We start from the raw sequence: 26,129 nt of genomic DNA on the forward strand, positions 1-26,129 counted from the left end.
AAAAGGGACACCACAACTTGCATGGTGTCCCTTTTTCTTTTTATTGGAGTTTTTTTACTGCATCAACATAATTCATTTCATGGCCGGTAAAGAGCGCTAGTTCCTGAAGAGTCTCAAGATAATATCTCTTATCTAAATCATAAAGAAAGTGTTGGGAAATATAGTCGATTGTATTGCTTCCAAAATTCCAAAGGGCATCGTGTTTATCATCAGAGAGAGATTGGGCAAGCATGGTCAGAACTTCAATCAGTTCAGTGAGCAGAGACAAATCTCCCTTCGATTCTTGTCTAATATAGCCGAACCCTTTGTTAAGAAAATATTCGAAGTCTTCTGGCTGCATGATGATTCTCGTTTGTTTCTTTGAATCTAGAAGGTAAGGTGTGAACGTAACGTCTTCCTCAATAGAAACAATCAGGTCGGCGATATGGTGAATGGTGGAAAGGGCTGTTTGCGGATCAGAGTTGCCGATCGCTTTTACAGCAATTTCACTTAATTTGATGATTCCCATTTTCATTTCCTGGATTTCCGTTTTTTTATGGCCGATTTCAAAAAATTGACGATACTTTTCGGTATCGACTTTATGCTGACCCGGTCCCCAGTAAGAAAACAAACGATTATGTTTTAAAGAAAAATCGCCGACTTTTTTGTGCAGCTGTATGATGATCTCGTCTTTGTCTGCTTCATGGATCATTTCTTTATAGCGGATCATCTGCAGATACCCTGGCTCGTTAATAGTAAATGTCATTTTATCGTTAAAATAAAACTCGAATAGAGGGCCAGGCTCATCCCCTTTATGTTCTTCCAGCTCATATTTAAGGGACTGCTTGATCGTTGATTTAGACGTGTTTTTCATAGAATAGGTAAAATTGTGAACTTGCATCCAGCTGGATGCATGGTTGATGAAAAAAATGAAAATGATGATCGTTAATGCAGCCAGTATCACGGCCATGATGGGAATAGCTGAATAAAATTCATTTTCATTATTTGTTAGAAACAGAAAGATGACGAGAACGTATATAAAACTCCCGTGAAATATTCCCAGCATATGCTGAGTCGTTTTATCGGCTATGAAGTTGAACATCATCCGGGGAGAGAACTGAGCACTGAAGTTCGTCAGTACGACTAAGAGCGAGTTCAAAGTAAAGGCGCTCAGAGTGAGAATGCCCCCGATCAGGGCGCTGACTAGTATTTGAGTGGCATCTCCACCTGCGCTGAACCAGGGATGAGCATACTGGGAAATATTCAATTTCAAGTCAAGGAAAATGGTGATTATAACTAGCAGGATTGAGCCAGTAATGTAAATGAGGGGCATGGACCATAACGTCATCTGCAGCTCATATTTACGCTGGCGTTCAGACATTTGAAAATATTTTCTCATAGATATCGGCAGTTTATTTATTAATTTTTCTTTCATAACTACCCTCCTTTTGCATTCCTAGAAATCTTACCACAGTTTTACAAGTAACCGTTCCTGAGAAGAGTGTATTTAAATGAACTGTAACGGGTTTGTAATCAAAGTCTTCAAAGCTGTTGTTTAATGCATTGAAAAAAAGGAAAACAAAGGTATATCAATAGATACATGAAGGGAGAAACTACATGAAAACTGTTCCGAAAGATAGAAAATTAGATCAGAGCATAAACGTTTTACGTGAAGGCTATAGATTTTTGCCTAAAAGATTTGCCGATCTTGATACGGATATTTTCGAAACTCGTTTATTGGGAGAAAAGGTCATTTGTTTAACTGGAGAAAATGGGGCAAAGCTTTTTTATGACAAAGAGAAATTTCAGCGGAAAGGGGCTTTGCCAAAGAGAATTGAAAAGTCATTATTCGGTGAAAACGCGATTCAAGGAATGGATGGCGATCCCCACGAGCATCGAAAGCTATTATTCATGTCATTGATGACTCCTGAGAAAATGGACAAACTTGGACAGCTGACTTCCGAACAATGGCGCAAACAGGCAGAAGGTTGGAAAAACCAAAAGAACATCGTTCTACTTGAAGAAGCTAAAATTGTTTTGTGTCAAGCTGCCTGTCAATGGGCTGGTGTCCCTTTGAAAGAAGGAGAAGTGAAGAAAAGGGCGGAACTGCTCTGGGCGATGGTTGATGCTTTTGGAGCTGTCGGAAGCCGGCATCGAAAAGGCAGGAAAGCGAGAGTCAATGCAGAAAAGTGGATCAAGGAATTAATTGAAAACATCAGAGAAGGAAAGGTTGCATCTGAAGAGGGGTCTGCCATTTATGAAATGGCATTTCACAGGGATTTAGATGGAAATCATTTAAGCACCCAGGTTGCAGCAAAGGAATTATTGAACGTTATACGTCCTACGGTTGCTGTAGCGGCTTATGTTGCATTTGGTGCACTGGCTCTTCATGATCATGCTGAAGAAAGAGAAAAGGTAAAGGAAGCACAGGGGGATTATATTGAGAGGTTCGCTCAGGAAATCCGCAGGTTATTTCCATTTGTTCCTTTTTTAGGAGCACGTGTTCGAAAAGACTTTATGTGGGACGGGTACTCATTTGAAAAAGACACGCTCGTCTTAATTGATGTTCACGGAATTGATCACGACCGAAGACTGTGGGAAAGACCTAATCAATTCTCTCCCGAGCGTTTTAAGGACTGGAAGGGCGGACTATTTGATTTTATCCCGCAAGGAGGCGGGGAGCACTACACGGGCCACCGTTGTCCAGGTGAATGGATCACGATGGAAGCTATCAAATCAAGCTTAAAGTTTTTAACACGTGAAATAGAATATGAAGTTCCAAGTCAGGACCTCAGCTACAGTTTATCTCGGATGCCGTCATTTCCGAAAAGCGGCTTTCGCATCGAGGAAGTCGAGTTTAAATGAGTACTCGACCAGATGTGAATACGATAGGATTATTTTGAAATACTAATCCATATCTTTTACACCTGGAAGGAAGGTATTCATTTGACGAGCACATTAGTCAAGATATTCACATTGCCAAGTTTATTGATAGCAGCTATGTACTTTTCTGATCAAGTAAATTATGGAGCCATTTGGCAGCCGTTAATTGTCGCAGCCATACTCATCGTAATTGGTGTACCAATGGAAAAACAATGGCTTCGTAAAGGAAACCTTTGGTCAAGTGTCGGGATGGATGTTATCAGTTCTTTTTTTATCATATGGGGTCTGTCCAATATGTTCGGGACAGCTTCCGTAACTTTTGCGGGTGCCTTGATTCTTTCATTGATCATTGGAACAGTGGAGTACTTCCTGCATCGCTATTTATTAGGTGTCCACACGTGGGCAGAATCGGCACGATAAGCTCAGGTTGAAGTGACCTGGGCTTGTTTTATGGAAGTTGATAGAAATCCTTCGTGTTTTGAAAGAGGATTTGATACACCTCTCCTAAATCTTTCTGTTTCATTTCACTGATTTTTTTCACTGAATCATGAATCATACGAGGATGTGTGATTTCATTTTCCTTAAACGGATAAGGACCATCAGTTTCGACCATCATCAGTTCTAAAGGGTAATATTGAATAATGGACTGGATTTTCTCTTTGAAAAGGGAGTCAGGAGTAATGGAAATCATATATCCTCTTTTCATCATCCTGTTCATCGTAGGACGTGTACCCTTAAACCAATGAAAGTGCGCTTTAGTAATACCGTGTTTCTCTAAAAGGTCGCAAACTAAATCAGCATCTTCGTACACCGCGTGGAGGATGAGAGGTTTATCGATTTCAACGGCCTTACGCATGAAAGTCTCTAAAGTTCTTACATAGTGCTGGAGTGGCAAATTCGTGCGGTGCTGACGAGTATAATAGGGCAGCCCCACTTCTCCGATCGCGATAATGTGTTTATGCTGCTTATCCAATAACTTTAAAATTCTATGTAACTCATCCTCGGAAGGAAGCTTTTGTTCCGGGTGATAGCCGACTGCCGGATAAATAGCTGGGTGGTTGGCAGCCAGCCTCAGGTTTTCCATGGAAGAACAGAGGTCGCTGGATACACTTATTAAACCTGTGACGTTGTGTTTCTTAAGATAGTTTATGATGTTTCTCTGTATCTTTTTCTCATACCAATCGATATGGATATGAGCATCTATTACAGCATGAGTCATTTTTGGTCACCTCCCTGCCATTATTCTAGCAGATGATTTCAGGCGGAAGAAGTTGTCCATTATGAGCGAATCCTTAGTAGTTCAGTCGGTTTAATATGTTATACTCAAACTAATGAATTTCAACTTAGAGAGGGGTATGACAGATGGGGAAAATTTATGTGATCCACGAAAATGATGAATGGACAGACCATTTGACAAAGCGTTTAGAAGAATTGGAACTGCCTTATGAACTATGGCATTTGAATGAAGGAACAATTGATTTGACTCAGGACCCTCCTGAGGGTGTTTTTTATAATAGGATGAGCGCCTCTTCTCACACGAGAGATCATCGCTTCGCCCCGGAGTATGCAGAAGCTGTACTATCCTGGTTAGAGCGTCATGGACGAACAGTTATTAATGGATCCCGTGCTTTACGGCTTGAAGTAAGTAAAGTCAACCAGTACATGGCGTTGAATGAACTGAACATCACGACACCAAAAACAGTTGCTTCTATTGGAAAAGCTCAAATTATTGAAGCGGCAAAAAAGCTGGACTTGCCTTCCTTCATAACGAAACATAACCGTGCAGGAAAAGGACAGGGAGTACAGCTTTTTCATTCCATGGAAGCGTTGAACGAGTATGTGTATGGAGATGGATTTGATGAACCGGTTGATGGCATTACGTTAGTCCAGCAGTATATAGAAGCTCCTGAGCCATATATCGTGCGGCATGAATTTGTAGGCGGGAAATTCCTATATGCAGTGAAAGTAGATACTTCTGAAGGGTTTGAACTTTGCCCGGCTGACGCTTGCAAAATAGAAGATATGTACTGCCCTACCGATAAGCCTGAAACAACACCGGGCGCAAAGTTCCAAGTGCTGGAAGGTTATTATGATCCTATCATAAAAAAGTATGAGCAATTCTTACAACAAAATGACATTCAGGTAGCGGGTATAGAAGCCATTCAAGACAAAAATGGTCAACTGTATACGTATGACGTGAATACGAATACAAACTATAATACGGATGCTGAAAGAGTAGCTTCTATTTTCGGCATGCTGGAGCTAGCCAGATATTTGGGGAATCAATTGGAAACAGTAAAAGCAAAACAGACGAATGCCGGATAGATTTAAAATCGTTCTGTTGGTAAAATAGAGAGGTAGCTAGTAAAACGCAGCAAGGCGGTTGACCATCTCCCGTAGAGGGGAGGTGGTGAATTGACAGACTTCGAAATTGTGACAGTCGTTCTCACATCAAACTTAGTTTTGATTGGAACTTTAAAAATCGTACTTGCGATCATTAATGAAAATAAAAAAAGTAACCATCCCTTCCGCCGCTAAAGCATAGGATCGTTACTTTTTCATATATGATGCTTAACAGGTCAGCCGTTCAAAAATATTCCTATAAGCTACTAAGCCCGAGTGTTCCAGCACTTGGGCTTTATTATGGTCAGCCTGTTTACGTGCGTGCCGAACTACTTTTAGTGACGTTTACTCAACCATAGAACTCCAGATTTAGCTAAACGAGGTAATCGTCCGGTCATCGGCTGCTGCATCATGTTGCCGAAACCATCTGATTTCCCTAGTGATCCTAATGTACCTTTGAGTTTAATTTCTTTCGGTTTGCTTGGTTCTTTGTTTTTGAGCAAATCTGAAAGAATCTTTGCTATTTGCTCTCCTTGCTCGCCAGCCAATTGTGCACTCGGTGAATAAGCAGAGGAAGCACAATCACCTAAGACGTACACATTTTGCTTGGATGGAACCTGGTAGTAATCATTGAGAATTACTTTATCCTGCTCATCCTTCTCAAAAGGGAGTTCCCTCACTAAATAATTAGGGCGCACTCCTGCCGTCCAAATCGTGACATCGTTAAGGTAACACACTCCGTTGTTGCACACTCCATCTCTTTCCACATAGCCTACATTCGCGTTGTGAAGCACTTCCACGTCATTGCTTGCAAACCAGTCTTCCACGTAATTCTGGATTTTTTTATCGAACGCTCGTAATACGGTTTCACCGCGGTCTAACAGGCGTATGTTAAGATCTGGACGGCTTTCGCGTATTTCTGAAGCTACTTCAATCCCGCTTAAACCTGCTCCGACTACAGTCACTTTCCCATATGCTTGCAAATTACCTACGGAAAAACCAGCACTCCGAGCTTTACTGAAAGATTGGACACTTTCAGTAAACTCACGGGCACCGTCGATCCCATGGTAATTATCTTCGCACCCTAGCCCAATTACTAAATAATCAAAAGGAATGGATTCCTTGAAGTCTTTGATCAAGACTTGTTCCTGTTCTATATCGATTTTATTGATTTCAGCGAATTTATACTCAATCTGTTCATGCTGAGGAAATTCAATGCGCACGTTTTTATCTGCTTCCGTACCAGCTGCAATCGTATAAAATTCTGTTTTTAACGAGTGATAGGGATTTCTGTCAATAACGGTGATATGTACGTCTTTAGGAATGCCGTCTTCAAGCAAATTCATAATTATTTTTAGACCACCGTATCCGCCGCCTGCTATTACTAATCGTTTCAAGAGGTGCACCACCTTTACCTGCATTTATTTATCGACTGGATTATACCATTCATTCAAGATTACGGAAAACGCTTTCTGACTTGTTACAATTTATAGACTACCAAAAAAACGCCTATAACACTAGATAAAGTATAACATTTTTACTGATCTGCTAATACTAGCGATTGTATTAGTCAACGCTTCCATATATTACGTTTGAAAGGTTCTAATAAGGGTAGATTGAAACCATATAGGAATTTAGACACAAGTCCGACGGAGGGGAATGAACATGGATAAGAACAGCACAGTTATTGAAAAATCATTGACAGCATTATTAGAAGATGAGAGCTTCTTGCCTGATTTGCAGGCCCAAACGAGAGAGCAGGCCTTTAAATCTTTAGTAGCTATCCTCTCAACACCGAACCATATACATAAATCATTTCTAAGAGTAGCTCTTGAGAATGGAACGATCGTTCGAATTCCATCTTTCAGGGTCCAGCATAATGATACTCTGGGTCCATACAAAGGCGGGATTCGTTTCCATGAAACAGTAAATGAAGTCGAGGTTGCGAATTTCGCTCGCCTGATGACCCTTAAAAACTCACTCCACGAATTGCCTTTTGGAGGAGGTAAGGGCGGGGTTATTATAAACCCGAGAGAGTATAGTGTGAAAGAGCTGAATTTGATATGTAAAAAGTATGTCCAATATTTCAATGATATATTAGGTCCCGATAAAGATATTCCGGCTCCAGACGCTGGAACAGGGGAGCGGGAAATGGATTGGATGATGGCTGAGTATAAAAACATTCATCCCGGGCAGCCTTACCGGGGCAGTTTTACGGGGAAAAGCATTATTAATGGTGGCTCACTGGGGCGGAAAGAAGCGACAGGAAGAGGTGTTTACTTTACCTTCCGATATATGATGTACGACTTTTTGCGTGAGCAGAAGAAGTGGCTCAGCGAGCAGGATAATAAGTTCGCTGAAACAGCGTTAAGCAAGGCGGATCGAAAACTGACAGTAGCTGTTCAAGGTTTTGGAAACCTGGGTTCTGTTGCGGCACATGAAGCTTTCAAATGTAACTATCTTCAGAACCAAGTTGTAGCAATCAGCGATCACAATGTCATGCTTTACAATTCTGATGGCTTAGATGTACCTGCACTATCAAAATATGCGGATGAACACAACGGGGATCTCCCAACCACAGAAGATGAGTTAGCTGAAAACCATATAAAGGCCACCATTAAGGAAAGAGACGACTTATTAGAAATTGATGTTGATGTACTGATCATGGCGGCGTTAGAAAACCAAATCCATGAAGATAATATGGAGAAAATCAAAGCGGAAATTATTGTGGAAGGGGCGAATGCTCCTGTAACAGAAACCGCAGATAATTACCTCAGTGAACGTGGAGTTCTGATCATTCCTGATATACTAGCCAATGCCGGAGGTGTGATCGTATCCTATCTGGAGTGGAAACAGGGGAGAGAAACGGAGTTCTATAAGGAAGAACAAATTTATGAGCTTTTATTCGATAGGATGCAGCATACGATGGATACGATTTTACCTCAGTTTTTCGGTGATCCATTCCCTCTAAGGCAAAATTGTTATATTCATTCGGTTATGAAATTATCAACAGTATTATTTCGTCAAGGTAAATTGTATTAAATTAAAGTGGCTGCCCCATGATAAAGGGGAGCCATTTTTTTGTGGTTAATTTCAATCAAACAATAATCTTGACGTAGAATGCTTTAGCTTGTATGCTCTATAAGTCTATAATTCCGATGTGTTTTATAGGGATTAAATATCAAAGGGGTTATTTTATGAAAAAGTATGCATTTCTATCTATTGCGGCATTATTTATCATTGTTTTATCTGCTTGTGGATCAAGCGATTCAGAAGGTGGAGAAGATACCTCCTCATCAGAAGGTGGGAGCTTGCTAGAACAGATAAAGGAGGAGGGTGTTCTTACGGTTGGAACTGAAGGAACTTATGCGCCCTATACCTTTCATGACGATAACGACGAACTGACTGGATATGATGTCGAAGTAGCGAAAGAAATTGGCGAGCGTATGGATGTCGAAGTAGAATTTGAAGAGACCAAATGGGACTCTATGTTTGCCGGTTTAAATAGTGAGCGTTTTGATATGATCGCAAACCAGGTTGGGATTCAGCCGGATCGTGAGGAAAAATACAGCTTCTCTGAACCGTACACGTATACCTCCGCAGTACTCGTTGCCAAAAGTGATAACGAAGAAATAAAAAGCTTTGATGACTTAGAGGGAGCCTCATCCGCACAATCCTTAACGAGTAATTATGCGGATATTGCTAAACAATATGGTGCGGAAATAGAGAGTGTCGAAGGGTTTACTCCTGCTATGGAATTATTAAACAACGATCGAGTGGATGCAACTGTTAATGATCGTTTATCTGTACTGGATTACTTAAATCAAAAAGACGGTAATTCTCAAGTTGAAATTGTTGATCAAGAAGACGATGCTTCAGAAACAGCTATGATGTTCCGTCAGGACAATCCGGAACTAGTAGAAGCCGTCAATGATGCTTTAGAAGAGATGAGAGAAGATGGCACACTAGAAGAAATATCTAATGAGTGGTTTGATGAAGATGTATCTGTCCAGTAGTTTTTTCAGTTCAGAAAATATAGCTATTTTACAAGACTCCTTTATACCTTTGTTAAAAGGAGTCTTGTCTTATACTATCCCTCTAACTTTAATATCTTTTGTGATCGGGCTATTCATCGCAGTAGTTACTGCTGTATTCCGTATTTCTGGTATAAAAATTTTGGCGGGTATAGCCAGGGTCTATGTATCCATTATCCGGGGTACTCCGTTACTTGTTCAATTATTCATTGTGTTTTTTGGTTTGGGGAATCTCGGGGTTGATTTTTTGAAATTCGAGCCATTCACTGGGACCATTATAGCCTTTTCACTCAATACGGGAGCCTATGCTTCTGAGATTATAAGGGCTTCCATATTATCTATTGAAAAAGGGCAGTGGGAAGCTTCATCTTCTATAGGGATGTCTTATTTTCAATCTTTAAAAAGGGTCATACTGCCTCAGGCAACAAGGGTTTCCATCCCTCCACTCTCTAATTCATTTATAGGATTAGTCAAGGAAACCTCTCTTGCTTCTACGATACTAGTAAGTGAAATGTTTAGAAAAGCACAAGAAATTGTTGCGACTACGTATACACCTCTATTAGTTTATGTTGAAGCGGCAGCGATCTATTGGGTGATTTGTTTTATATTATCCCTTATTCAAGACCGTATCGAAACTCGTTTAAACCGTTATGTTAAAACGTAAGGAGAATTCTTTATGATAAGTACACAGAAAATATCTAAACAATTCGGTGACTTGGTCGTTCTTAAAGATATTGATTTGGAAGTGGAAAAAGGAAAAGTGGTCGTCGTGATCGGACCCTCCGGATCCGGTAAAACAACACTTCTAAGGTGTCTGAATCTGCTTGAGCAGCCTGAAAGTGGTTTAATCAGCATCGATCAACAATCGATTGATTTTGGGAAAAAATTATCCAAAAAGGAAATTCGCAGCTTTAGAAAGAAATCTGGGATGGTATTTCAGACGTATAATTTGTTTCCCCACTTCACTGCGCTTCAGAATGTGATGGAAGGGCCAGTCACTGTACAAAAAGTTAATAAAACAGAAGCAAAAAAAAGAGCGGCCGAGCTTTTAACGAAAGTTGGATTGAAAGAAAAAATAGATGTTTTCCCTTACCAGCTTTCAGGCGGCCAGCAGCAGCGTGTTGGGATTGCACGTGCCATGGCTATAGATCCAAAAGTCATGTTATTTGATGAACCTACTTCTGCACTTGACCCTGAGCTTGTGGGAGAGGTATTGCTCGTTATGAAAGATCTTGCTAAAGAAGGAAGAACTATGGTCGTTGTAACTCATGAAATGAAGTTCGCTAAAGAAGTAGCCGATGAAGTTATTTTTATGGACGAAGGGAAGATCATTGAGAGAGGCGAACCTGTGGATCTATTTGAACGCCCAAAAGAAGAGCGCACGAAAAAATTCTTAAACCTTATTAATCAATAAATCAAAGGCACCTATGCTTAGGTGCTTTTTTAGAAGGTTATTTACTTTATCAAATGAATTTCTTCTATTAAAATAGCTGTATTATTAAAAGTTGTGGATTTTTTTAATGGGGGTAATTCAACAATCCTAATGGAAACGTAATGAACGGCCCATGAACTGGCGGAGATAAAGGAAACACGAAGAACGGAGTGATTCGATGTTGACTTATCGTACAGAAGTGAAGGAAGTCTCAGTAGCCGCTGTGTAAGAGATGGGATGACAGTACATGGTGAGATTCCGCAGGGCGTTAGTGTACCGAGGAAGCTCACCGTACGCTCATCGAAAGCGAGTGATTTCCCGGACCTTCAATATCTATTTTAAGGAACGGAAACTACCCAGATAACTTCCATATAATATGAAACAATCCACACTGAAATTATGGAACCAAAAAAATCAATAACCACCCTACAGCAAAAGAGGTTTTTGTCATGAAACTAGTACATAGCAATATTCTCCAGTTCCGAGGAACCCATTATGATTTCGGGTATATACAGGGAGAACAGTTGAAACATTCATTAACCGTGAAAAATCGGGAAAAACAGTGGAGGGTCCGTAAACCAAGGTTCATCGTAAAGGAGTCAGAAGTAAAACATGCGATTACACGCTTTGCACCTGGACTCTGGGAGGAACTGAAAGGCTTGCGTGATGCACTTGAATGGCCAATGGATCGGGTGATGATGGAGTTCGGCGGATACCGCATAGACTACAAAAAGTCGGGATGCTCCATCATGACGGGAGACGGCTACCTCATAAGAAATTATGATTATATGCCCAAAACATATGAAGGAAGGTATTCATTTTTCCAGCCTACTGATGGGGGCTATGCAATTGCCGGCCCGACCCAGCGAATAACAGGGAGAATGGACGGGATGAATGAACATGGTCTCACAATGGGATATAACTTCATGCATCGTAAAAAACCAGGAGACGGTTTTATCTGCTGCATGATCGGGCGGTTGATCCTGGAGTCTTGTGCTAACGTGAAAGAAGCAGTCGATATGCTGAAGGAAATACCGCACCGTCATTCTTTCAGCTATATTGTATTTGATCCCAGCAACCAAACCTACGTCATTGAGGCTTCTCCACGCGGAGTCGAAGTGAGAGAGTCCAACGTGTGTACGAACCATTTTGAAAAAATGAAGAAAGAGAATCGTAACCATCTCGTAGACTCAATGAAACGACTCGATGCTATAAATGAGGCTAGAAGCCAATTACATGGAGCTTATGATGCGTTTCGTCTCATGAATGATACAGATCGAGGAGTTTTCTCTAAGCAATATAGTAACTGGGCGGGTACCATCCATACTTCTGGATATCTTCCCAAAGAGCTGAAAGCATGGTTTGCGCTTGGGGGAGATCAGCAGCCTGTAGAGTTTGATTTTAAAAAATGGTTAGCTGGAGAAGATATTTCAGATGAAGTTATTACAGGTGAAGTAGATACTGATATTCCTTTTGTCCATATGGACGAAGGAGCTTATTGGACAGGACGCAAATAATGTGAAACGCACTCATCACGAGTGCGTTTTTTTGATATGAGGAGGGTAGTGTAGAAGTATAGATACGATAGCGGGGCATTTACCTGGTAGCGATTATGAGAAATCAAGTGAAATCAGGCTAAAGAAAAACTTCGAATAAACGATATTTAAGGCACTTTAATTTTTTGACTTTTTTCTCTGCTTAACTGATTTTGTGCAAATGAACTAGGGAACGGGTATGTTAACCTATTGTTTAAAACCCCGTCTCATTGTAATCGCAGCGATAGTCAATTTGAATAGAAGTATAACGTATGAAGGGGGAGGTTCTTATGAAAGTTTTATTCGCACCGGACTCATTTAAAGGCAGTATGTCGTCGACCGCAGCGTCTAAGGTTATGGAAAGAGCATTCCAATCTGTCGACCCTTTGATTGAAACCGCAATTAAACCGATGGCGGATGGAGGGGAAGGGACGCTTTCCGCTATGGTAAATGCGATAGAAGGGGATATGGTGGAACTTGAATGCACGGGGCCGCTCGGAGAAAGAAGAACAGCTGGATACTTAGAAATTGGGAGTAAAACAGCTGTAATCGAGGGTGCTGAAATTGCTGGTTTACCACTCGTACCCGAAGAACAAAAAAATCCAGATTACACGACGACCTACGGCATCGGGGAAGTCATTTTACATGCTCTTGATCGTGGCAATAAGAAGCTCGTTCTAGCTTTGGGAGGAAGCTCTTCAAACGATGGAGGGTTGGGAGTCTTTCAAGCTTTGGGAATGCGTGCATACGATGCAGATGGTCAGACTATAGGCTGCTTTGGGAAGGATGTCATGAAAGTAGATAGCGTAGATTTTACTTCTCTCGACCCTAGATTGAAAGATACGACCATTCGTGTAGCATGCGATGTCGACAATCCTTTAACAGGATCTCATGGTGCCACTTATGTGTATGGTCCACAAAAAGGTGCCACCGAAAAACAAGTCGAAGAGTATGATCAAGCTTTAGAACATTTCGGGCGATTGGTTGAAGAGGCCTTGGGTGGCAATTTCTCGTGTAAAAAAGGAGCGGGGGCCGCTGGTGGATTAGGCTTCGCCTTTTTAGCTTTGGGGGGCCGGCTGTACTCTGGAGCTGAGCTCGTTTCCGATGCTATTCAATTAGAAGAGGCAGTGAAAAATTCAGATATGATTATTACGGGAGAAGGACAAAGTGATGTCCAAACGCTTTACGGTAAAGCTCCAGGGTATGTTGCAAAGCTAGCTAAAGAAAATGGCAAGCCTGTTATTCTTTTATCTGGAAGCCTGGATGGACCTATGAATGAACTTAACACAATTTTTTCTGGGTGTTTTTCGATTGTTCCTGGTCCTAGATCCTTAGGAAATTGTATAGAAAATGGAGAAGAATATTTGTTCGAAGCTTGCAGACAAATGGCTCATTTGATTTGGACATTTTTACAGAAGTGATGGATAACTAGATGGGGGAGGGTTCCATATAAGTGTTTAGGTTATCCTTGGAAAATCAATTGTTAAGAGCTCTCATTAGAGGCATTACCGCTAATATCGTGACAACAGTGTTGTGATGTACCTTCATGTAAAAGAAATTCAGCTTATTTATGAAAAAATGTTTAACTTATATCGTATTGAGGAACCCTTAACTATAAGTAAAAATTGAAGTTTGATTTTGTCACTTTCTCATGATTTATGATATGAAGAATACGTAAGTTAATAAGAATGCAGTTGTGAAGGGCTGTAGAATCACTAGTAGGAAAAGAGCTGGCTTGATGTCAGCTCTTTTTCTTAAGTGTTGGATTTTAGTAAGGGAGTGGTTTCTTGCATGGGAATTTCATTCCTTATATGAGAGCTTTTTTGGTAGAAAAATTAGAACCATCCTTCATTATCCTGTTCGGCTCTTACTCCAATGGAGCTGAGCGAGGTGAGAGTGACATTGATTTAGCTTTTTGCAGTAATCAGCAACATTCTGTGTATAAGTTGTTTTTGTTGGGGCAGCAGCTAGCGGATGTAATCGAAGAGGAAGTCCATTTGGTAGATATAAGCAATGCATCATTTACATTTCGGACTCAAATTTTCTCAAGAGGTACGGTGATTTATTCAGAGGACGAACGATTACGGATGGAATTACAGATGGGAGCTTACAGCATGTATGCTTTAACAAATGAGGAGCAGGCTGTAATCTCGAATAGTATCAATGAAAGAAGGGCCTAAGATGCATGATGAGGTGATAGTAAGTAAAATTAATTCTATGGAGAGATGTATTCAAAAGGTCTACATTGTGTATGATGGAGAACCTGATCACTTACTCGACTCAGTCAAGCAGGACTCGATAGTTCTTAATATTCAACGTGCTTGTAAAGCAGCAATTGATCTGTCCATTCATATCAATGCTGAATACCATTTCGGCGTGCCCCAGACGTATAAGGACTCATTTGACATTTTATTTGATAAAGGAATAATTGATGATTCTATGAAGGTGAAGGTCAAAAATATCGAAGGATTCCGTCATCTGGCCTCAGAAGATTGTAAAAAGATAAATTTGAATAAATTGAAAGTTACTATTGAGAACGATTTAGGGGATTTATCATTATTGGGCAAACAAATCTTGAATTATTGAAAAAGCAGACTTACTTGAACTGGCCTCCCATTGTTATACACAATAGGAAGGTGAAGTTCATAGTAGTCTGTTTTTTTTGTTTATTTAATGTTTTGATAGATTTCCTTCATTTGATTTAAATGTCTGAGTTCATGCCATCCAATGAATTCTACCCACTGTTTAAGATTCAAATCACCGAAAGAAGGGTGAGGAAAAGCATATAACTCCAAGGTTTCTTCGTCTTTATTATGAGTGAGGAATAACGTCGCTTCACGGCTTTTCTCCAAGCCATCCTTTGCCTCCTCTAATGATTGAAACTTCCCTTTAGGTTTGACTGCTTCTGGAGCGTCCACCTTATAATCGCGATTAGTAGTTTTGTGCAAAGGCTTTTCACTAACGTCTTTTGGGGTGCCGTCTTTTAAAGCTTCTCCGATTTGATAGCCTACTAATTGCTCCATTAAATTCAAATGTTCTAAAACTTCAAGTATAGACCAGGAGCTTGAGTCTGGTTTCTTCTTTGCTTCTTCATCATTTAATCCATCGATAAACGTAAGAACTTCATTTCTCTTTTCTTCAATACCGTACATAAAATAGTCATCCTTTCCATTAATAGGATGGTTTGATTTTATCATAGGTTATCCAGGAATTCTTTTCATAGACTTTGATTATGTTCATCATATTTTCACACAACAGTTTTAGACTAGGAATACAACTTGGCGGGGAACGAGGTATTATAAAATGATTGTCCAACCTTTATTAGCTATACGGGTACTTGCTTTTATTACTGCCATAATCTTGTTCTGGCTTGTATCTACCCAAACTAAAGAAGTTAAAAAACACGTAACTGAAGGGTTTGTTTCCTTCCTGACTACATGGATTTTATTGTTCATTGGGGCAAAGCTCCTGACGAAGTGGCAGCTTTTATTGGATCACCCTATAGCACTGCTTGCTTATCCAAGTGGAACACTAGAGTTTTACATAGCAACGGCAGCCATTACAGTTATCAAATTATATAAAAACAAATCGAGTATATATACTCATGAATATGTGCAGTTAATAGCATTCAGCTGGTTTAGTTTTTCAGTATTTACTATCGTATTTAATGATGAAGGTGCTTGGAGCGAATTGATCCTCACATTTTTGTTCATTATTCTAATCACTCTAGTTAACATTCCTATCTTAACAGTGATCTTTATAGTTCTTTTAACAGGGATATATGGGTTATTCTATCCTTCTCCTGAACTAATGGGATACCGAATGGATCCGTGGTTTTATATAGGTATAGCCCTGCTATGTAGTTTACTGTTGTTATTTGATAAAAGGAGAGATTTACCATGACAGATGTGACAATATGGCTTGCTTTTGGTGCTGGAGTTATTTCCTTTTTGTCTCCTTGCACCCTTCCATTATTCCCAGCCTATCTATCTTACATAACTGGTATGAGTGTAAAGGAAATTAAGGAAGATCAGAGTATAAAGGTGAAAAAGAAAATTCTGTCTCACTCCGCTTTCTTTCTTATAGGGGTGTCTACTATTTTTATTAGTTTAGGCATAGGTGCTTCTTATTTAGGAAATTTTATTCAAGGTTTATTAACAGGGGAAACGGGGCTTTTCATACAGCGAATGGCTGGGATTTTTATTATTATTATGGGTTTATTTGTAGCAGGATGGCTGAACTTTCGGTGGTTAATGAAAGAGAAACGTATGACCTTTAAACCGAGATCTTCGTTTAATTATCTGGGCACCTTATTTGCAGGGATGGGTTTCGCAGCAGGGTGGACTCCTTGTATTGGTCCAATTTTTGCGTCAATTTTAATGCTGTCTGCCTCCAATCCCACCCAGGGAATCTTGTATACAATCGTTTATGTCGTAGGGTTTGCTATCCCGTTTTTAGCCTTTTCTTTTTTTATAGGATCGACAAAATTCATTTTGAAATACAGTGAGAGGATCCTTAAATTAGGTGGAGCTTCAATGGTTATTGTTGGTGTTTTGCTGTACACAGGTTTTATGACTCGCTTTTCTACCATGCTGTTAAACCTTGTCCAGGACACTTGGCTTTCTAACTTAGGCATAATTTTTTAAACTGAAAGGAGAGTAAATATGAAAAAATGGGTAGTAGTCCTTTTCGTAACGGCGTTGTTCGGCTGGGCTGTATACGACTTAACTGAGCCGGAAGAGGAAACGGGTGATAAAGAAGGTGAGAAGGCACAAATGGTCGCGGAAGGACCGGCGACTGACGATCCAGAAACGGGTTTAGATAAAGGTCAACTAGCTCCAGATTTTTCATTAGAACGATTAAATGGTGAGGAAACAAAGTTGTCTGATTTACGAGGCAAGAAAGTTATGCTGAACTTCTGGGCTACTTGGTGTCCGCCATGTCGTGCTGAAATGCCAGATATGGAGAAATTTCATCAAAACGAAGACGTAGAAATTTTAGCTGTTAATTTAACTGAAACTGAGTCTTCCGTTGGCGATGTGGAAGAATTCGCTGACGAGTTCGGTCTTTCTTTTCAAATCTTAAAGGATAAAAATTCAGAAGTTTCAACGATATATGAAGTGAATCCTGTACCAACTTCCGTGTTTATCGATGAAGAGGGCAAGATTCAGTCGGTCATGCTCGGAGCTATGAATTATGATATGATGCTGCAACGCTTAGAAGAATTATAGGAGTTGGTTAATGCGTGATAAAACCAAAAATTTTAGTAGTAGAAGATGACGTGAAAATCTCCAATCTTATTAAAATTTATTTAGAAAAAAATAGTTATAATGTGGTCCAGGCCTATGATGGCGAGGAAGCGAAACATGTTTATGAGCAGCATTCTCCGTGTTTGATTATTTTGGATTTAATGCTGCCGAAAGTCAGTGGGGAAGAATTTTGTCAATGGGTGAAAAAAGGAGAATCAGATGACCCATCTCTCATTATGCTCTCTGCTAAAGCGAGAACGGACGATAAAATTAGCGGTCTGAGACTGGGAGCAGATGACTACATGACGAAACCATTCAGCCCGGAGGAACTGGTGGCACATGTGGAGGCGGTTTTAAGACGAACAGGTCACTTCTGCCAAAAAATTGCGGTAGACGGCCTGGTGATTAAACCTCGTAAAGGTGAAGTCCTGCTTAATGGAGAGCTAATTGAATTAACTAACTATGAGTTTAACTTACTTTATTTTTTAATGGAAAATCCTGATCAAGTTTTTACGAGAGAACAGTTGGTGAACCAGATCCACCCTTATGGAGATGCGGATATCATGTCCCGTACAATTGATGCTCATATAAAAAAGCTTCGTAGAAAGATAGAGGAAGATTCATCCCGTCCTGTGCGAATTGTCACAGTTAGAGGAATGGGGTATAAATTTCATGGAGCTTAATAAATTTTTACCTTCAAGGTTATGGATGAAACTGACGATTATTAATGTTTCACTTCTCATCCTGCTTGTATTATTTACAGGTTTGATCATTTACGACACGGCCTGCTATTTGGCTTCTAATTTAGTGGGAATGGGAAGTCAAACTCAGTTTTCCTTTAATTCCTCTCTTTTATCTTTCTCTCTATTAGTAAGTGTTATTGTAATTTTATTCGGTGGTGTGCTATATGCCGTCATTACGAAAAGGATGTTAAGGCCTGTTAAAGAATTATCTCATGCAATGGAATTATTTAAATCCGGCCATTATCCTAAGCCTATTCCCCCTAAGTCTCATGATGAAATAAGCGAGTTAGTTCAGCATTTTAATCACTTAATTGTATTACTTCAAGAACAAGAGAAGAATCGGAACCAAATGTTAAGCGATTTGTCCCATGAATTAAGAACTCCACTGTCTAATTTGCGTGGATATTTAGAAGCTCTGGAAAAAGGTGTTCTGGCTGGTGATAGAGATATTTATAAGTCATTAGCAGAAGAGACAGAAAGAGTGACTGGTTTAGTTCAACAATTAGATATCGTAAAAGAATGGGACAGATCCAGTACTGATAGAGTACTTTCAAAGGAAAGTGTTCAAGTAGATGAACTTGTGAATCAGGTTATCCGACTATTTGAATTGGAAATCGAACGAGTGCAAGTTCACATAGATACAAACTTGGAAGAAAAAGAAATGATGATTCATAGAGAAGGGATTCAACAAGTGCTGACGAACCTTTTAAATAACATGATTGAGTATCGTAGTGAGGACACTTCACTGATTCAAATAAACGGTCAGCTTCAGGAAGGTTATTATTACATATCAATTGCGGGAAAGGGTCAGTACATTCCGGTAGAAAATAAAGAAAAAGTATTTGAGAGGCTTTATAGAGTTGACCCTTCACGAAGCAGAGTAATTGGTGGAACAGGTCTAGGGTTATCTATAAGTAAAGAGATTATCGAGCATCATGGCGGTGAAATCTGGTTGGAAACAGACGGATACAATCACATTTTTCATTTGACTATTCCTACTAAGAGCGGACTTTAGAAATTTTTTCTAAGTCCGCTATTTTTATCCTGTCATCTTCAGTTTGTCCCCTTCCATTTTAGGGTAATAGATATTATTGGTAATAATACAGGATTTTTGTCGTATTTGCTTTTACGCTTTGGTTTGATAATTTAGAAAAGCACCCTTCACTTTTAACACAGACCACACAGATTTGGCAGAATTTTCAGAAACATATCATCTTTTAGTCAGACATATAAGATGTATTAGAGCTTTACAATAACAAGTTAAGGAGGCAAATGTATGAATTTAACAGTAAAAATATTCATAGGTTTGATTTTAGGTTTAGCTGTTGGTTTAACCCTGAATTTAACAGCACCGGATTTATTCGATACTTTGAATACTTACTTATTTGATCCATTAGGTACCATATTTCTTAATTTAATTAAAATGCTAGTCGTACCGATTGTATTTTTATCCATTGCTCTTGGTACAGCTTCATTAGGAGATCCGAAAAAGCTTGGACGAATCGGCGGAAAAACAATCGCTTTTTTCCTGGTGTCTACAACTTTCGCCATTACCATTGCGCTGGTCCTGGCTTTCATATTTGAACCGGGTAATGCAAATATTGATCCTTCTGGTGCGGATTATGAGCAGCAGGAAGAGTCCCCAGGGGTAGTAGAAACATTTACGAATATCATTCCTGAAAACCCTATGCAATCCATGGTGGAAGAGAATATGCTTCAGATCATCACGTTCGCTATATTCGTAGGTTTGGCTTTAGCTATGCTGGGCGATAAAACATCTGGAATATATAGTCTTCTGGAACAAGGTAATGAAATTATGATGTGGCTGGTAAACCTCATTATGCGTTTCGCTCCGTACGGGGCTTTTGGTTTACTGGCTTCTGCAGTTGGTGAGATGGGAATTGACGGTGTTCGAGCCATGTTTTCTTATATGGCTATCGTTATTGTAGGGCTGCTCTTACATGGGTTAATTTTTTACAGTTCGATTATTTACTTTATAGGAAAAATGAATCCTATCCATTTTGTTAAGAATTTCTTCCCGGCTATGACAGTTGCATTCAGTACTTCCAGTAGTACCGCTACTCTACCTATATCGATGAAGACGGCACAGGAAAGACTGAACATTTCTAAGCCTGTCAGCAGCTTCGTGCAGCCGTTAGGTGCTACGATCAATATGGACGGAACTGCGATTATGCAGGGGGTAGCTACCCTGTTCATAGCACAAGTGTACAGTACAGACTTGTCATTTGGGCAATTAGTCATGGTGGTGCTGACGGCAGTACTCGCTAGTATCGGTACAGCCGGTGTACCAGGAGTCGGACTTATTATGCTGGCTATGGTGCTCAGTCAAGTGAGCCTGCCGGTCGAAGGGATAGCGTTAATCCTTGGTATCGACAGGGTTCTGGATATGGCACGTACAGCTCTGAATATTACAGGGGATGCAGCTTGTGCACTTGCTATAGATAAGTCTGAAAATAAGGATAAGGATAGTGAAAAGCATAAACCTGTAGAACAATCCGTATAATGGAAAAGAGCATACTCCTGGAGTATGCTCTTTTTATTGTTTGAAATTTTGTTTCGAGGGAAAAGGAAATATATTACATGATTGGGAGAGGATTATTTGCCGCGTTCAAATCATTTGTACACAAAAGAAGATATGGTCAACACCAATATTGTACCGTCCTGGGTAAAAAGAGAATATGAAACATTCCGAGATGTAGTAACCGACAAAACCTTCCCTTGTTATTTCGGTATGTCAGGGGAAAAAAGAGGGGAGTTGCGCTACTCTTACATAACCCATGAGGACTGGAATCACCTTCCGCAAACGATTGAATCATTCATAAGGTTATTCGATAACCAGAAACGAATGATCCGCCATGGTTTCTTTTTGTTTGTAGAGCCAGAGAAAGAAGAAAAGTCTATTCCCTATTATAGAGAGTACTTTTGGGAGATTCTTCAGTATTTACACAATCAAGATTCTAAACCTTGGCCAAAAGATTATCCGACAGATCCGGACCACCACTTGTGGGCTTTTTCATTCGCCGAAGAGCCATTTTTCACTTTTGGCAATGCCCCTGCGTATAAACAAAGAAAAACGAGGGATTTAGGAAGAAGCCTAGTGTTAGGGTTTCAGCCTAGACGGATATTTGAAGGCCTGGAGGGGACATCAAAAGGCGGGGTCATGTCTAGAGAAAAGGTTCGTGAGCGGGTAGAAAAGTGGGATCAGCTTCCGAAACATCCTAACATCAGCCATTATGGGGACCCTGAGCATAGAGAGTGGAAGCAATATTTTATAGGTGATGATGTGGAACCTATTCATGGAAAGTGCCCATTTGAACACAGGAAGAGCTAGGAGGATCTCCTAGCTCTTTTTTATGAAGCTTTATGAATACTGGATGATGAGTTTTCTTTATTTTTCTGCTTCCGGTAAATCGTTGCAATGAGCGGACCGGAAATATTGTGCCAGACACTGAAAATAGCACTTGGTACTGCGGCTAAAGGACTGAAATGCACAGCAGCTAACGAAGCCCCTAGTCCGGAGTTCTGCATGCCGACTTCGATAGACACAGCTCTTTTCTTTGAGGCATCCATTCCGAACATTTTTCCAAGTCCATATCCCATAACATATCCCAGCATGTTATGAAGGATGACAATTGCGAAAATAATTAACCCAGTTTCTACGATTTGCTGCTGATTTGCACCTATAACAGCAGCTACAATAGCGACAATGGCAATTACAGATATGAGGGGGACCGATTTGATTCCCGCTTCTACTTTTGTACCGAGAATCCCTCTAACAATCAGCCCTAAGATGATGGGAAGCAACACTACGTTTACAATGGAAAGAAACATATCTGATGCTGAGACAGGCAGCCATTGGCTTGCGAATAAGAGCATTAAAGCCGGAGTTAAAATAGGTGCAAGCAATGTTGATACCGATGTTATAGCAACCGAGAGGGCTGTGTCCCCTTTCGATAAATAAGTCATTACATTGGATGCTGTGCCGCCTGGACAACATCCTACTAATATTACACCAACAGCTACCTCAGGTGAAACAGGAAGAATAGTGACAAGTAAAAAAGCAAGTAAGGGCATTAGCAAAAATTGTGCGCCTACTCCTACTGCGACATCTAAAGGCCTTTGAAAAACCGCTTTAAAGTCACTTTTTGTCAGGGTAAGTCCCATCCCAAACATGATAATTCCTAGTAATGGAACTATGTAAGGGGCAATCCAGGTAAAACCTTCAGGAAATATAAATGCCAATATAGCGGCGGATAATACCCATACAGCAAAGGTGCTGCCTACGAAACTACTGATTTTGTCTAACGTTTTCATACTACTGACCTCCAAATAAAAGATAATGTCAGATTATACGCTATTTTCAGACAAAATAAATCATTTTTTATATAGAAAAAAAGGAAAAGAAGTTATTAAGATTTAAGATGTTTATATTTATTTTTAGCTGTAATCATGAGAAAATTCAGAGTGGAGGGGATGAAATGAACGAGAGACAAAAACTTTTGAATGAGCGCTGGAGACAGACACGAGAGATGGGAAAAATGAAATACGTGGCTTACTTCGGAGTATTAGCTTACGGTCTAATATTTTTCCTGTTTTCTTTAATGATGGATGTGTTTTTTGGAGAAGGTATAACTAGTGCCATCATCTTTGAAAAAGCAATGATTGCCGTTATAGGTGGAATATTCTTTGGATTGATCACTTGGTGGATCAATGAAAAAAGATACCAAAAATATAATCAGGGTCATTAATATAAAACCAACTCACAAGTTCGTGAGTTGGTTTTATATGTTCATCATCAAAGAAGCCCCATAAAAAATCTCAAAATCACGAATTTATTAATTGGAGAGCTATTCTGCTAACCAGATTATCATAACCAAACGATGTATACATAAATCAATCCACACCACAGAGAAAGAAGGGGATATGAGTGATCAAACGTTCATACATAATTCCGTTATTTTTGTTTTTTACTAATATGATCTTATTAGGGATATTACTGCTGGAAATCAGTGGCTTCCTTGCTCACTCCTACGGCGGAGCAGGTTTTTTCGTGCCGTTTCTATCTTTTTTATCATTTCAATTCATAAGAATACAGCAGCGCAGACGAGCTTCTGTCAGTCGGGGTTTAAGTATTCTGCAAGCCATTAATACATTCACATTTGTATTTCCTTTTATTGTGTTCTTCATCTTTATCATTGGTATTATATAAGATATCCTGAGTAAAACTTCCTTACGTAAAATAAGGGAGTTTTATTTATATGAAATATGAACTTATGGAATCAATCAAAATGGGTGAAGGGAGGAATCACCATGTCATATGCTGAAATTAAATTAATGAGAAAAAAGCAATTTCTAACGACGAACATCTTATTCTCCAGCATGATGGCAGCTTATTTTATATTTATATCTGTAGTTCCTTTAACTTTTCGGGTTCTCTTTTTGTCCCTCGGCTGTTTATTTTTATTACAGACTATCTATGGATATATTAAAAAGTCCAGCGGATCTCCTATCCCTATTTTTAAAAAAGTCGAAGCCTACGAAAAAGAGAAATTGGGAAAAGAATGGGATGTTCAGAAAAAAGTTGATTCAGGAATAAACCTATTTTTAAGTGGTTTTATGTTCTTCCAAGCTTTTTTCATAATGAGAGAAACTACTAGAGTGAACATAGACTATCAGATCATGGCAGTTCTTTACATAGTTTTCTTACTTGTAGTCAATTTATCTCTATACTTCCATGTGAAAAAAATAGATGGGGCTGAATCTGGGGAGCTGCAGGGGTACACGAAAAAGTCTAATGTTTACGGAGTACTATTCGGGATTCTACTAGCGGCAGTGTTATTTCTATTACTGATTATGTATGTATTGTTATCGTAGTTAATCTGCTTTAGTTGCAGTGGATAAGAGGAGGTTATGTGTTGAATATTAAAGAATTACATAATGATGATGAACTTGAAGAAGCATTTCCCATCATGCGTCAGTTACGTCCTCAGCATGATTTACTCAACTATTTGGATATCGTCAAAGATGCGAAAGAAAATGATAACTACAGACTGTTCGCTTTATACGATCAGGGGGAAATTGCAGCCGTTACTGGTTTTAAACCGATGATCACCTTATATTATGGACGTTTTGTTTGGGTATGCGATTTAGTAACGGCTGAATACAAAAGATCGAGGGGATATGGCGAGCGGCTTTTATCATTTGTTCATAGATGGGCCTCGGAAAATGAATACGAAGCTGTCGCTCTATCTTCAGGACTTCATCGTAGCGACGCCCATCGGTTTTACGAAGATAAAATGGACTATGAACGTGTAAGCTTTGTGTTTAAAAAGGAAATTTAGGCAGGAGGTGCGATTATGGGAAAAGAAGAGTGTATGTTTTGCTCACTAGAACAAAATGATGATCAAGAAATTATATTTGAAAATGATACGTGTTTATACATACAAAAAGCATCTGAACAAAAAATCCTGGAAGGAAGCGGATTAATTATTCCGAAGGCTCACGTAAATCAAGTCTTTTTATTGTCTGAACAAGAGTGGAAGGAATCAAGAGAGTTATTGATCGAAGCGAAAGCATGGCTGGATGAAAAATATGCACCTGACGGTTACAGCGTTGGATGGAACACAGGTGAAACTGGAGGCCAGACTATTCCTCATGCTCATTTGCATGTCATTCCCCGCTTTAAAGACGAACCTTACGCAGGGCGTGGTATACGTTATTGGATTAAACAGCCAGAGAACAAAAGAACTTCTTCAGAAAATGAATAATTGTTCATTTTTCAAACCTATCATCACTTCATCTCGTCTAAATAGATAAGGTTTATTTTCTTTTAGGTAATTGGATATAAGTTCAATTTATTTCCTAATTATGCTAATATATCTTTGGGGAACAATTAGTAAACATGACCTAAGCAAATTCATATTTAATTAGAGGTGACTAAAGCATAGTGAACTTTAAAGTAAAAATTGATATGGAATGTAAAGAAGAGTTCTCTAGTCCAATTTACGAGACAGGTCCACCTGAGAAGAGCAAAGGTCCTTACCTTTCGCCTAGGAATAATGCTGCTATTCAGCCTATATGTTTAACGGTAACTGACGAAGAACAGTTAGGTATGGGGGGAATCACTTCTGAACTGTACTGGAATTGGATTGAAATAAATGATTGCTGGGTATACGAAAAATATCGCGGGTATGGGATAAGGAGTCAACTGTTGCAAACTGTCGAAAAAATGGCTAGAAAACGTGGAGCAGACTATTCGATGCATACGACATTCGAACCCGGGACAAGAGATTTTTACGTGGAGAAAGGATACAAGGTGGTTGGCGAATTCAAAGAATACTTACCAGGTGTCAACTTTTATACTTTGAAAAAGTCATTATAGGAAAATAGGAAGGAAGATCAATTTGGGATATGTAGAAGATCTCAGAAAATTAGTGGGAAAGCGTCCATTAATTCTTGTTGGGTCTGTCGTTGTAATTGTAAACGAACAGGGTGATATTCTATTGCAGCAGCGTACATTTCCTAAAGAAGTATGGGGGTTGCCCGGCGGTCTAATGGAGCTTGGTGAAACGACAGAAGAAGCGGCTGAACGAGAAGTCTTCGAAGAAACGGGACTGCGAATCAATCAATTGAAATTAATTAATATATATTCGGGAAAAGAATACTATACGGTAGCTGAAAACGGAGACGAATTTTATTCAGTGACGACAGCTTATTACACCGGCAGGTATGAGGGTGAACTTATAGCAAATCAAGAAGAAGCTTATGATTGCAGATTTATTTCTGCCGATAACCTTCCCGATAAAATGATACGTAGCCATAAAAAAATTATTGAAGATTTCTTGAATAATCACGTCGTAAAATGAAACATCACTAAAAAAGGCAAGGTCTGCTGTAAGCAGACCTTGCCT

31 protein-coding genes are annotated in these 26,129 nt (G+C 39.6%); 26 read left to right on the top strand and 5 right to left on the bottom strand.

Annotation, left to right across the window (positions count from 1 at the left end):
- Window positions 1-40: 40 nt before the first annotated feature.
- Window positions 41-1,414, bottom strand: coding sequence for a DUF2254 domain-containing protein (locus LF817_RS01890; RefSeq protein WP_253934065.1), 1,374 nt, complete (start codon window positions 1,412-1,414; stop codon window positions 41-43).
- A gap of 182 nt (window positions 1,415-1,596) precedes the next feature.
- Between LF817_RS01890 and cypC the strand changes: the two genes are divergently transcribed.
- The gene (cypC, locus tag LF817_RS01895; protein ID WP_253934066.1) at window positions 1,597-2,844 is read left to right on the top strand and encodes a CYP152 family fatty-acid peroxygenase CypC; all 1,248 of its coding nucleotides are present in this window, start codon (window positions 1,597-1,599) and stop codon (window positions 2,842-2,844) included.
- Window positions 2,845-2,925: 81 nt separating this feature from the next.
- Window positions 2,926-3,282 carry a DUF2512 family protein gene (locus tag LF817_RS01900; RefSeq protein ID WP_253934067.1) on the top strand — a complete coding sequence of 119 codons (357 nt, stop codon included), beginning with the start codon at window positions 2,926-2,928 and terminating at the stop codon, window positions 3,280-3,282.
- A gap of 28 nt (window positions 3,283-3,310) precedes the next feature.
- Here the strand turns inward: LF817_RS01900 and LF817_RS01905 are convergent, their stop codons facing one another.
- Complete coding sequence (locus LF817_RS01905) at window positions 3,311-4,081, bottom strand: TatD family hydrolase (RefSeq protein WP_253934068.1); 771 nt, start codon at window positions 4,079-4,081, stop codon at window positions 3,311-3,313.
- Between the two features lie 143 nt (window positions 4,082-4,224).
- On the opposite strand from LF817_RS01905, the gene LF817_RS01910 reads away from it, so the two are divergent.
- Together LF817_RS01910 and LF817_RS20145 are read left to right on the top strand one after the other, a co-directional pair.
- Window positions 4,225-5,187: an ATP-grasp domain-containing protein gene (locus tag LF817_RS01910; protein WP_253934069.1), complete on the top strand. Its 963-nt coding sequence runs from the start codon at window positions 4,225-4,227 to the stop codon at window positions 5,185-5,187.
- A gap of 90 nt (window positions 5,188-5,277) precedes the next feature.
- Window positions 5,278-5,400, top strand: a complete 123-nt coding sequence (locus LF817_RS20145) for a hypothetical protein (RefSeq protein WP_256558139.1) — start codon at window positions 5,278-5,280, stop codon at window positions 5,398-5,400.
- 140 nt (window positions 5,401-5,540) lie between these two features.
- On the opposite strand, the gene LF817_RS01915 is transcribed toward LF817_RS20145, so the two are convergent.
- Complete coding sequence (locus LF817_RS01915) at window positions 5,541-6,602, bottom strand: NAD(P)/FAD-dependent oxidoreductase (RefSeq protein ID WP_253934070.1); 1,062 nt, start codon at window positions 6,600-6,602, stop codon at window positions 5,541-5,543.
- A 268-nt stretch (window positions 6,603-6,870) separates the two neighbouring features.
- Here LF817_RS01915 and LF817_RS01920 point away from each other — a divergent pair, with 268 nt between their 5' ends.
- The 8 genes from LF817_RS01920 to hepT all read left to right on the top strand — a co-directional run bounded on the left by LF817_RS01920 (window position 6,871) and on the right by hepT (window position 14,792).
- The gene (locus tag LF817_RS01920) at window positions 6,871-8,247 is read left to right on the top strand and encodes a Glu/Leu/Phe/Val family dehydrogenase (RefSeq protein WP_253934071.1); all 1,377 of its coding nucleotides are present in this window, start codon (window positions 6,871-6,873) and stop codon (window positions 8,245-8,247) included.
- A gap of 155 nt (window positions 8,248-8,402) precedes the next feature.
- On the top strand, window positions 8,403-9,221 hold the full coding sequence (locus LF817_RS01925) for an amino acid ABC transporter substrate-binding protein (protein ID WP_253934072.1): 819 nt from the start codon (window positions 8,403-8,405) through the stop codon (window positions 9,219-9,221).
- Window positions 9,199-9,903 carry an amino acid ABC transporter permease gene (locus LF817_RS01930; RefSeq protein WP_305882209.1) on the top strand — a complete coding sequence of 235 codons (705 nt, stop codon included), beginning with the start codon at window positions 9,199-9,201 and terminating at the stop codon, window positions 9,901-9,903. Before LF817_RS01925 ends, LF817_RS01930 begins: the two co-directional genes overlap by 23 nt.
- Before the next feature lie 12 nt (window positions 9,904-9,915).
- Window positions 9,916-10,653 carry an amino acid ABC transporter ATP-binding protein gene (locus LF817_RS01935; RefSeq protein ID WP_253934073.1) on the top strand — a complete coding sequence of 246 codons (738 nt, stop codon included), beginning with the start codon at window positions 9,916-9,918 and terminating at the stop codon, window positions 10,651-10,653.
- A gap of 467 nt (window positions 10,654-11,120) precedes the next feature.
- Window positions 11,121-12,188 carry a C45 family autoproteolytic acyltransferase/hydrolase gene (locus tag LF817_RS01940; protein ID WP_253934074.1) on the top strand — a complete coding sequence of 356 codons (1,068 nt, stop codon included), beginning with the start codon at window positions 11,121-11,123 and terminating at the stop codon, window positions 12,186-12,188.
- A 308-nt stretch (window positions 12,189-12,496) separates the two neighbouring features.
- Window positions 12,497-13,627 carry a glycerate kinase gene (locus LF817_RS01945; RefSeq protein WP_253934075.1) on the top strand — a complete coding sequence of 377 codons (1,131 nt, stop codon included), beginning with the start codon at window positions 12,497-12,499 and terminating at the stop codon, window positions 13,625-13,627.
- Between the two features lie 402 nt (window positions 13,628-14,029).
- Window positions 14,030-14,386 carry a type VII toxin-antitoxin system MntA family adenylyltransferase antitoxin gene (gene mntA, locus LF817_RS01950; protein WP_253934076.1) on the top strand — a complete coding sequence of 119 codons (357 nt, stop codon included), beginning with the start codon at window positions 14,030-14,032 and terminating at the stop codon, window positions 14,384-14,386.
- Window position 14,387: 1 nt separating this feature from the next.
- A complete protein-coding gene (gene hepT, locus LF817_RS01955; RefSeq protein ID WP_253934077.1) occupies window positions 14,388-14,792 on the top strand; it encodes a type VII toxin-antitoxin system HepT family RNase toxin in 405 nt (134 codons plus the stop codon).
- Between the two features lie 80 nt (window positions 14,793-14,872).
- Here the strand turns inward: hepT and LF817_RS01960 are convergent, their stop codons facing one another.
- Window positions 14,873-15,358 carry a DinB family protein gene (locus LF817_RS01960; protein ID WP_253934078.1) on the bottom strand — a complete coding sequence of 162 codons (486 nt, stop codon included), beginning with the start codon at window positions 15,356-15,358 and terminating at the stop codon, window positions 14,873-14,875.
- Between the two features lie 151 nt (window positions 15,359-15,509).
- Here LF817_RS01960 and LF817_RS01965 point away from each other — a divergent pair, with 151 nt between their 5' ends.
- The 7 genes from LF817_RS01965 (at window position 15,510) to LF817_RS01995 (ending at window position 21,550) form a co-directional block, all read left to right on the top strand.
- Window positions 15,510-16,109: a hypothetical protein gene (locus LF817_RS01965; RefSeq protein ID WP_253934079.1), complete on the top strand. Its 600-nt coding sequence runs from the start codon at window positions 15,510-15,512 to the stop codon at window positions 16,107-16,109.
- Window positions 16,106-16,852 carry a cytochrome c biogenesis CcdA family protein gene (locus tag LF817_RS01970; protein WP_253934080.1) on the top strand — a complete coding sequence of 249 codons (747 nt, stop codon included), beginning with the start codon at window positions 16,106-16,108 and terminating at the stop codon, window positions 16,850-16,852. Before LF817_RS01965 ends, LF817_RS01970 begins: the two co-directional genes overlap by 4 nt.
- An 18-nt stretch (window positions 16,853-16,870) precedes the next feature.
- Window positions 16,871-17,437: a redoxin domain-containing protein gene (locus tag LF817_RS01975; protein WP_253934081.1), complete on the top strand. Its 567-nt coding sequence runs from the start codon at window positions 16,871-16,873 to the stop codon at window positions 17,435-17,437.
- A gap of 17 nt (window positions 17,438-17,454) precedes the next feature.
- Window positions 17,455-18,138, top strand: coding sequence for a response regulator transcription factor (locus LF817_RS01980; protein ID WP_253934270.1), 684 nt, complete (start codon window positions 17,455-17,457; stop codon window positions 18,136-18,138).
- On the top strand, window positions 18,128-19,213 hold the full coding sequence (locus LF817_RS01985; protein ID WP_253934082.1) for a sensor histidine kinase: 1,086 nt from the start codon (window positions 18,128-18,130) through the stop codon (window positions 19,211-19,213). Before LF817_RS01980 ends, LF817_RS01985 begins: the two co-directional genes overlap by 11 nt.
- A 261-nt stretch (window positions 19,214-19,474) precedes the next feature.
- Window positions 19,475-20,722 carry a dicarboxylate/amino acid:cation symporter gene (locus LF817_RS01990; RefSeq protein ID WP_253934083.1) on the top strand — a complete coding sequence of 416 codons (1,248 nt, stop codon included), beginning with the start codon at window positions 19,475-19,477 and terminating at the stop codon, window positions 20,720-20,722.
- 132 nt (window positions 20,723-20,854) lie between these two features.
- Window positions 20,855-21,550 carry a YqcI/YcgG family protein gene (locus LF817_RS01995; protein WP_253934271.1) on the top strand — a complete coding sequence of 232 codons (696 nt, stop codon included), beginning with the start codon at window positions 20,855-20,857 and terminating at the stop codon, window positions 21,548-21,550.
- A gap of 20 nt (window positions 21,551-21,570) precedes the next feature.
- Here the strand turns inward: LF817_RS01995 and LF817_RS02000 are convergent, their stop codons facing one another.
- A complete protein-coding gene (locus tag LF817_RS02000; RefSeq protein WP_253934084.1) occupies window positions 21,571-22,533 on the bottom strand; it encodes a bile acid:sodium symporter family protein in 963 nt (320 codons plus the stop codon).
- Window positions 22,534-22,697: 164 nt separating this feature from the next.
- On the opposite strand from LF817_RS02000, the gene LF817_RS02005 reads away from it, so the two are divergent.
- The 7 genes from LF817_RS02005 to LF817_RS02035 all read left to right on the top strand — a co-directional run bounded on the left by LF817_RS02005 (window position 22,698) and on the right by LF817_RS02035 (window position 26,084).
- Window positions 22,698-22,967: a hypothetical protein gene (locus tag LF817_RS02005; RefSeq protein WP_253934085.1), complete on the top strand. Its 270-nt coding sequence runs from the start codon at window positions 22,698-22,700 to the stop codon at window positions 22,965-22,967.
- Window positions 22,968-23,146: 179 nt separating this feature from the next.
- A complete protein-coding gene (locus LF817_RS02010) occupies window positions 23,147-23,428 on the top strand; it encodes a hypothetical protein (protein ID WP_253934086.1) in 282 nt (93 codons plus the stop codon).
- 101 nt (window positions 23,429-23,529) lie between these two features.
- Complete coding sequence (locus tag LF817_RS02015; RefSeq protein WP_253934087.1) at window positions 23,530-24,093, top strand: hypothetical protein; 564 nt, start codon at window positions 23,530-23,532, stop codon at window positions 24,091-24,093.
- A gap of 95 nt (window positions 24,094-24,188) precedes the next feature.
- Entirely contained in the window at window positions 24,189-24,560 is a 372-nt protein-coding gene (locus LF817_RS02020) for a GNAT family N-acetyltransferase (protein ID WP_253934272.1), read from the top strand.
- Between the two features lie 15 nt (window positions 24,561-24,575).
- A complete protein-coding gene (locus LF817_RS02025; RefSeq protein ID WP_253934088.1) occupies window positions 24,576-24,986 on the top strand; it encodes an HIT family protein in 411 nt (136 codons plus the stop codon).
- Window positions 24,987-25,165: 179 nt separating this feature from the next.
- Window positions 25,166-25,600: a GNAT family N-acetyltransferase gene (locus LF817_RS02030; protein WP_253934089.1), complete on the top strand. Its 435-nt coding sequence runs from the start codon at window positions 25,166-25,168 to the stop codon at window positions 25,598-25,600.
- Between the two features lie 22 nt (window positions 25,601-25,622).
- Window positions 25,623-26,084, top strand: a complete 462-nt coding sequence (locus tag LF817_RS02035) for an NUDIX hydrolase (protein WP_253934090.1) — start codon at window positions 25,623-25,625, stop codon at window positions 26,082-26,084.
- Window positions 26,085-26,129 lie beyond the last annotated feature (45 nt).

This window comes from Halobacillus sp. A1 (assembly GCF_024189295.1).
GTDB lineage: Bacteria > Bacillota > Bacilli > Bacillales > Halobacillaceae > Halobacillus_A.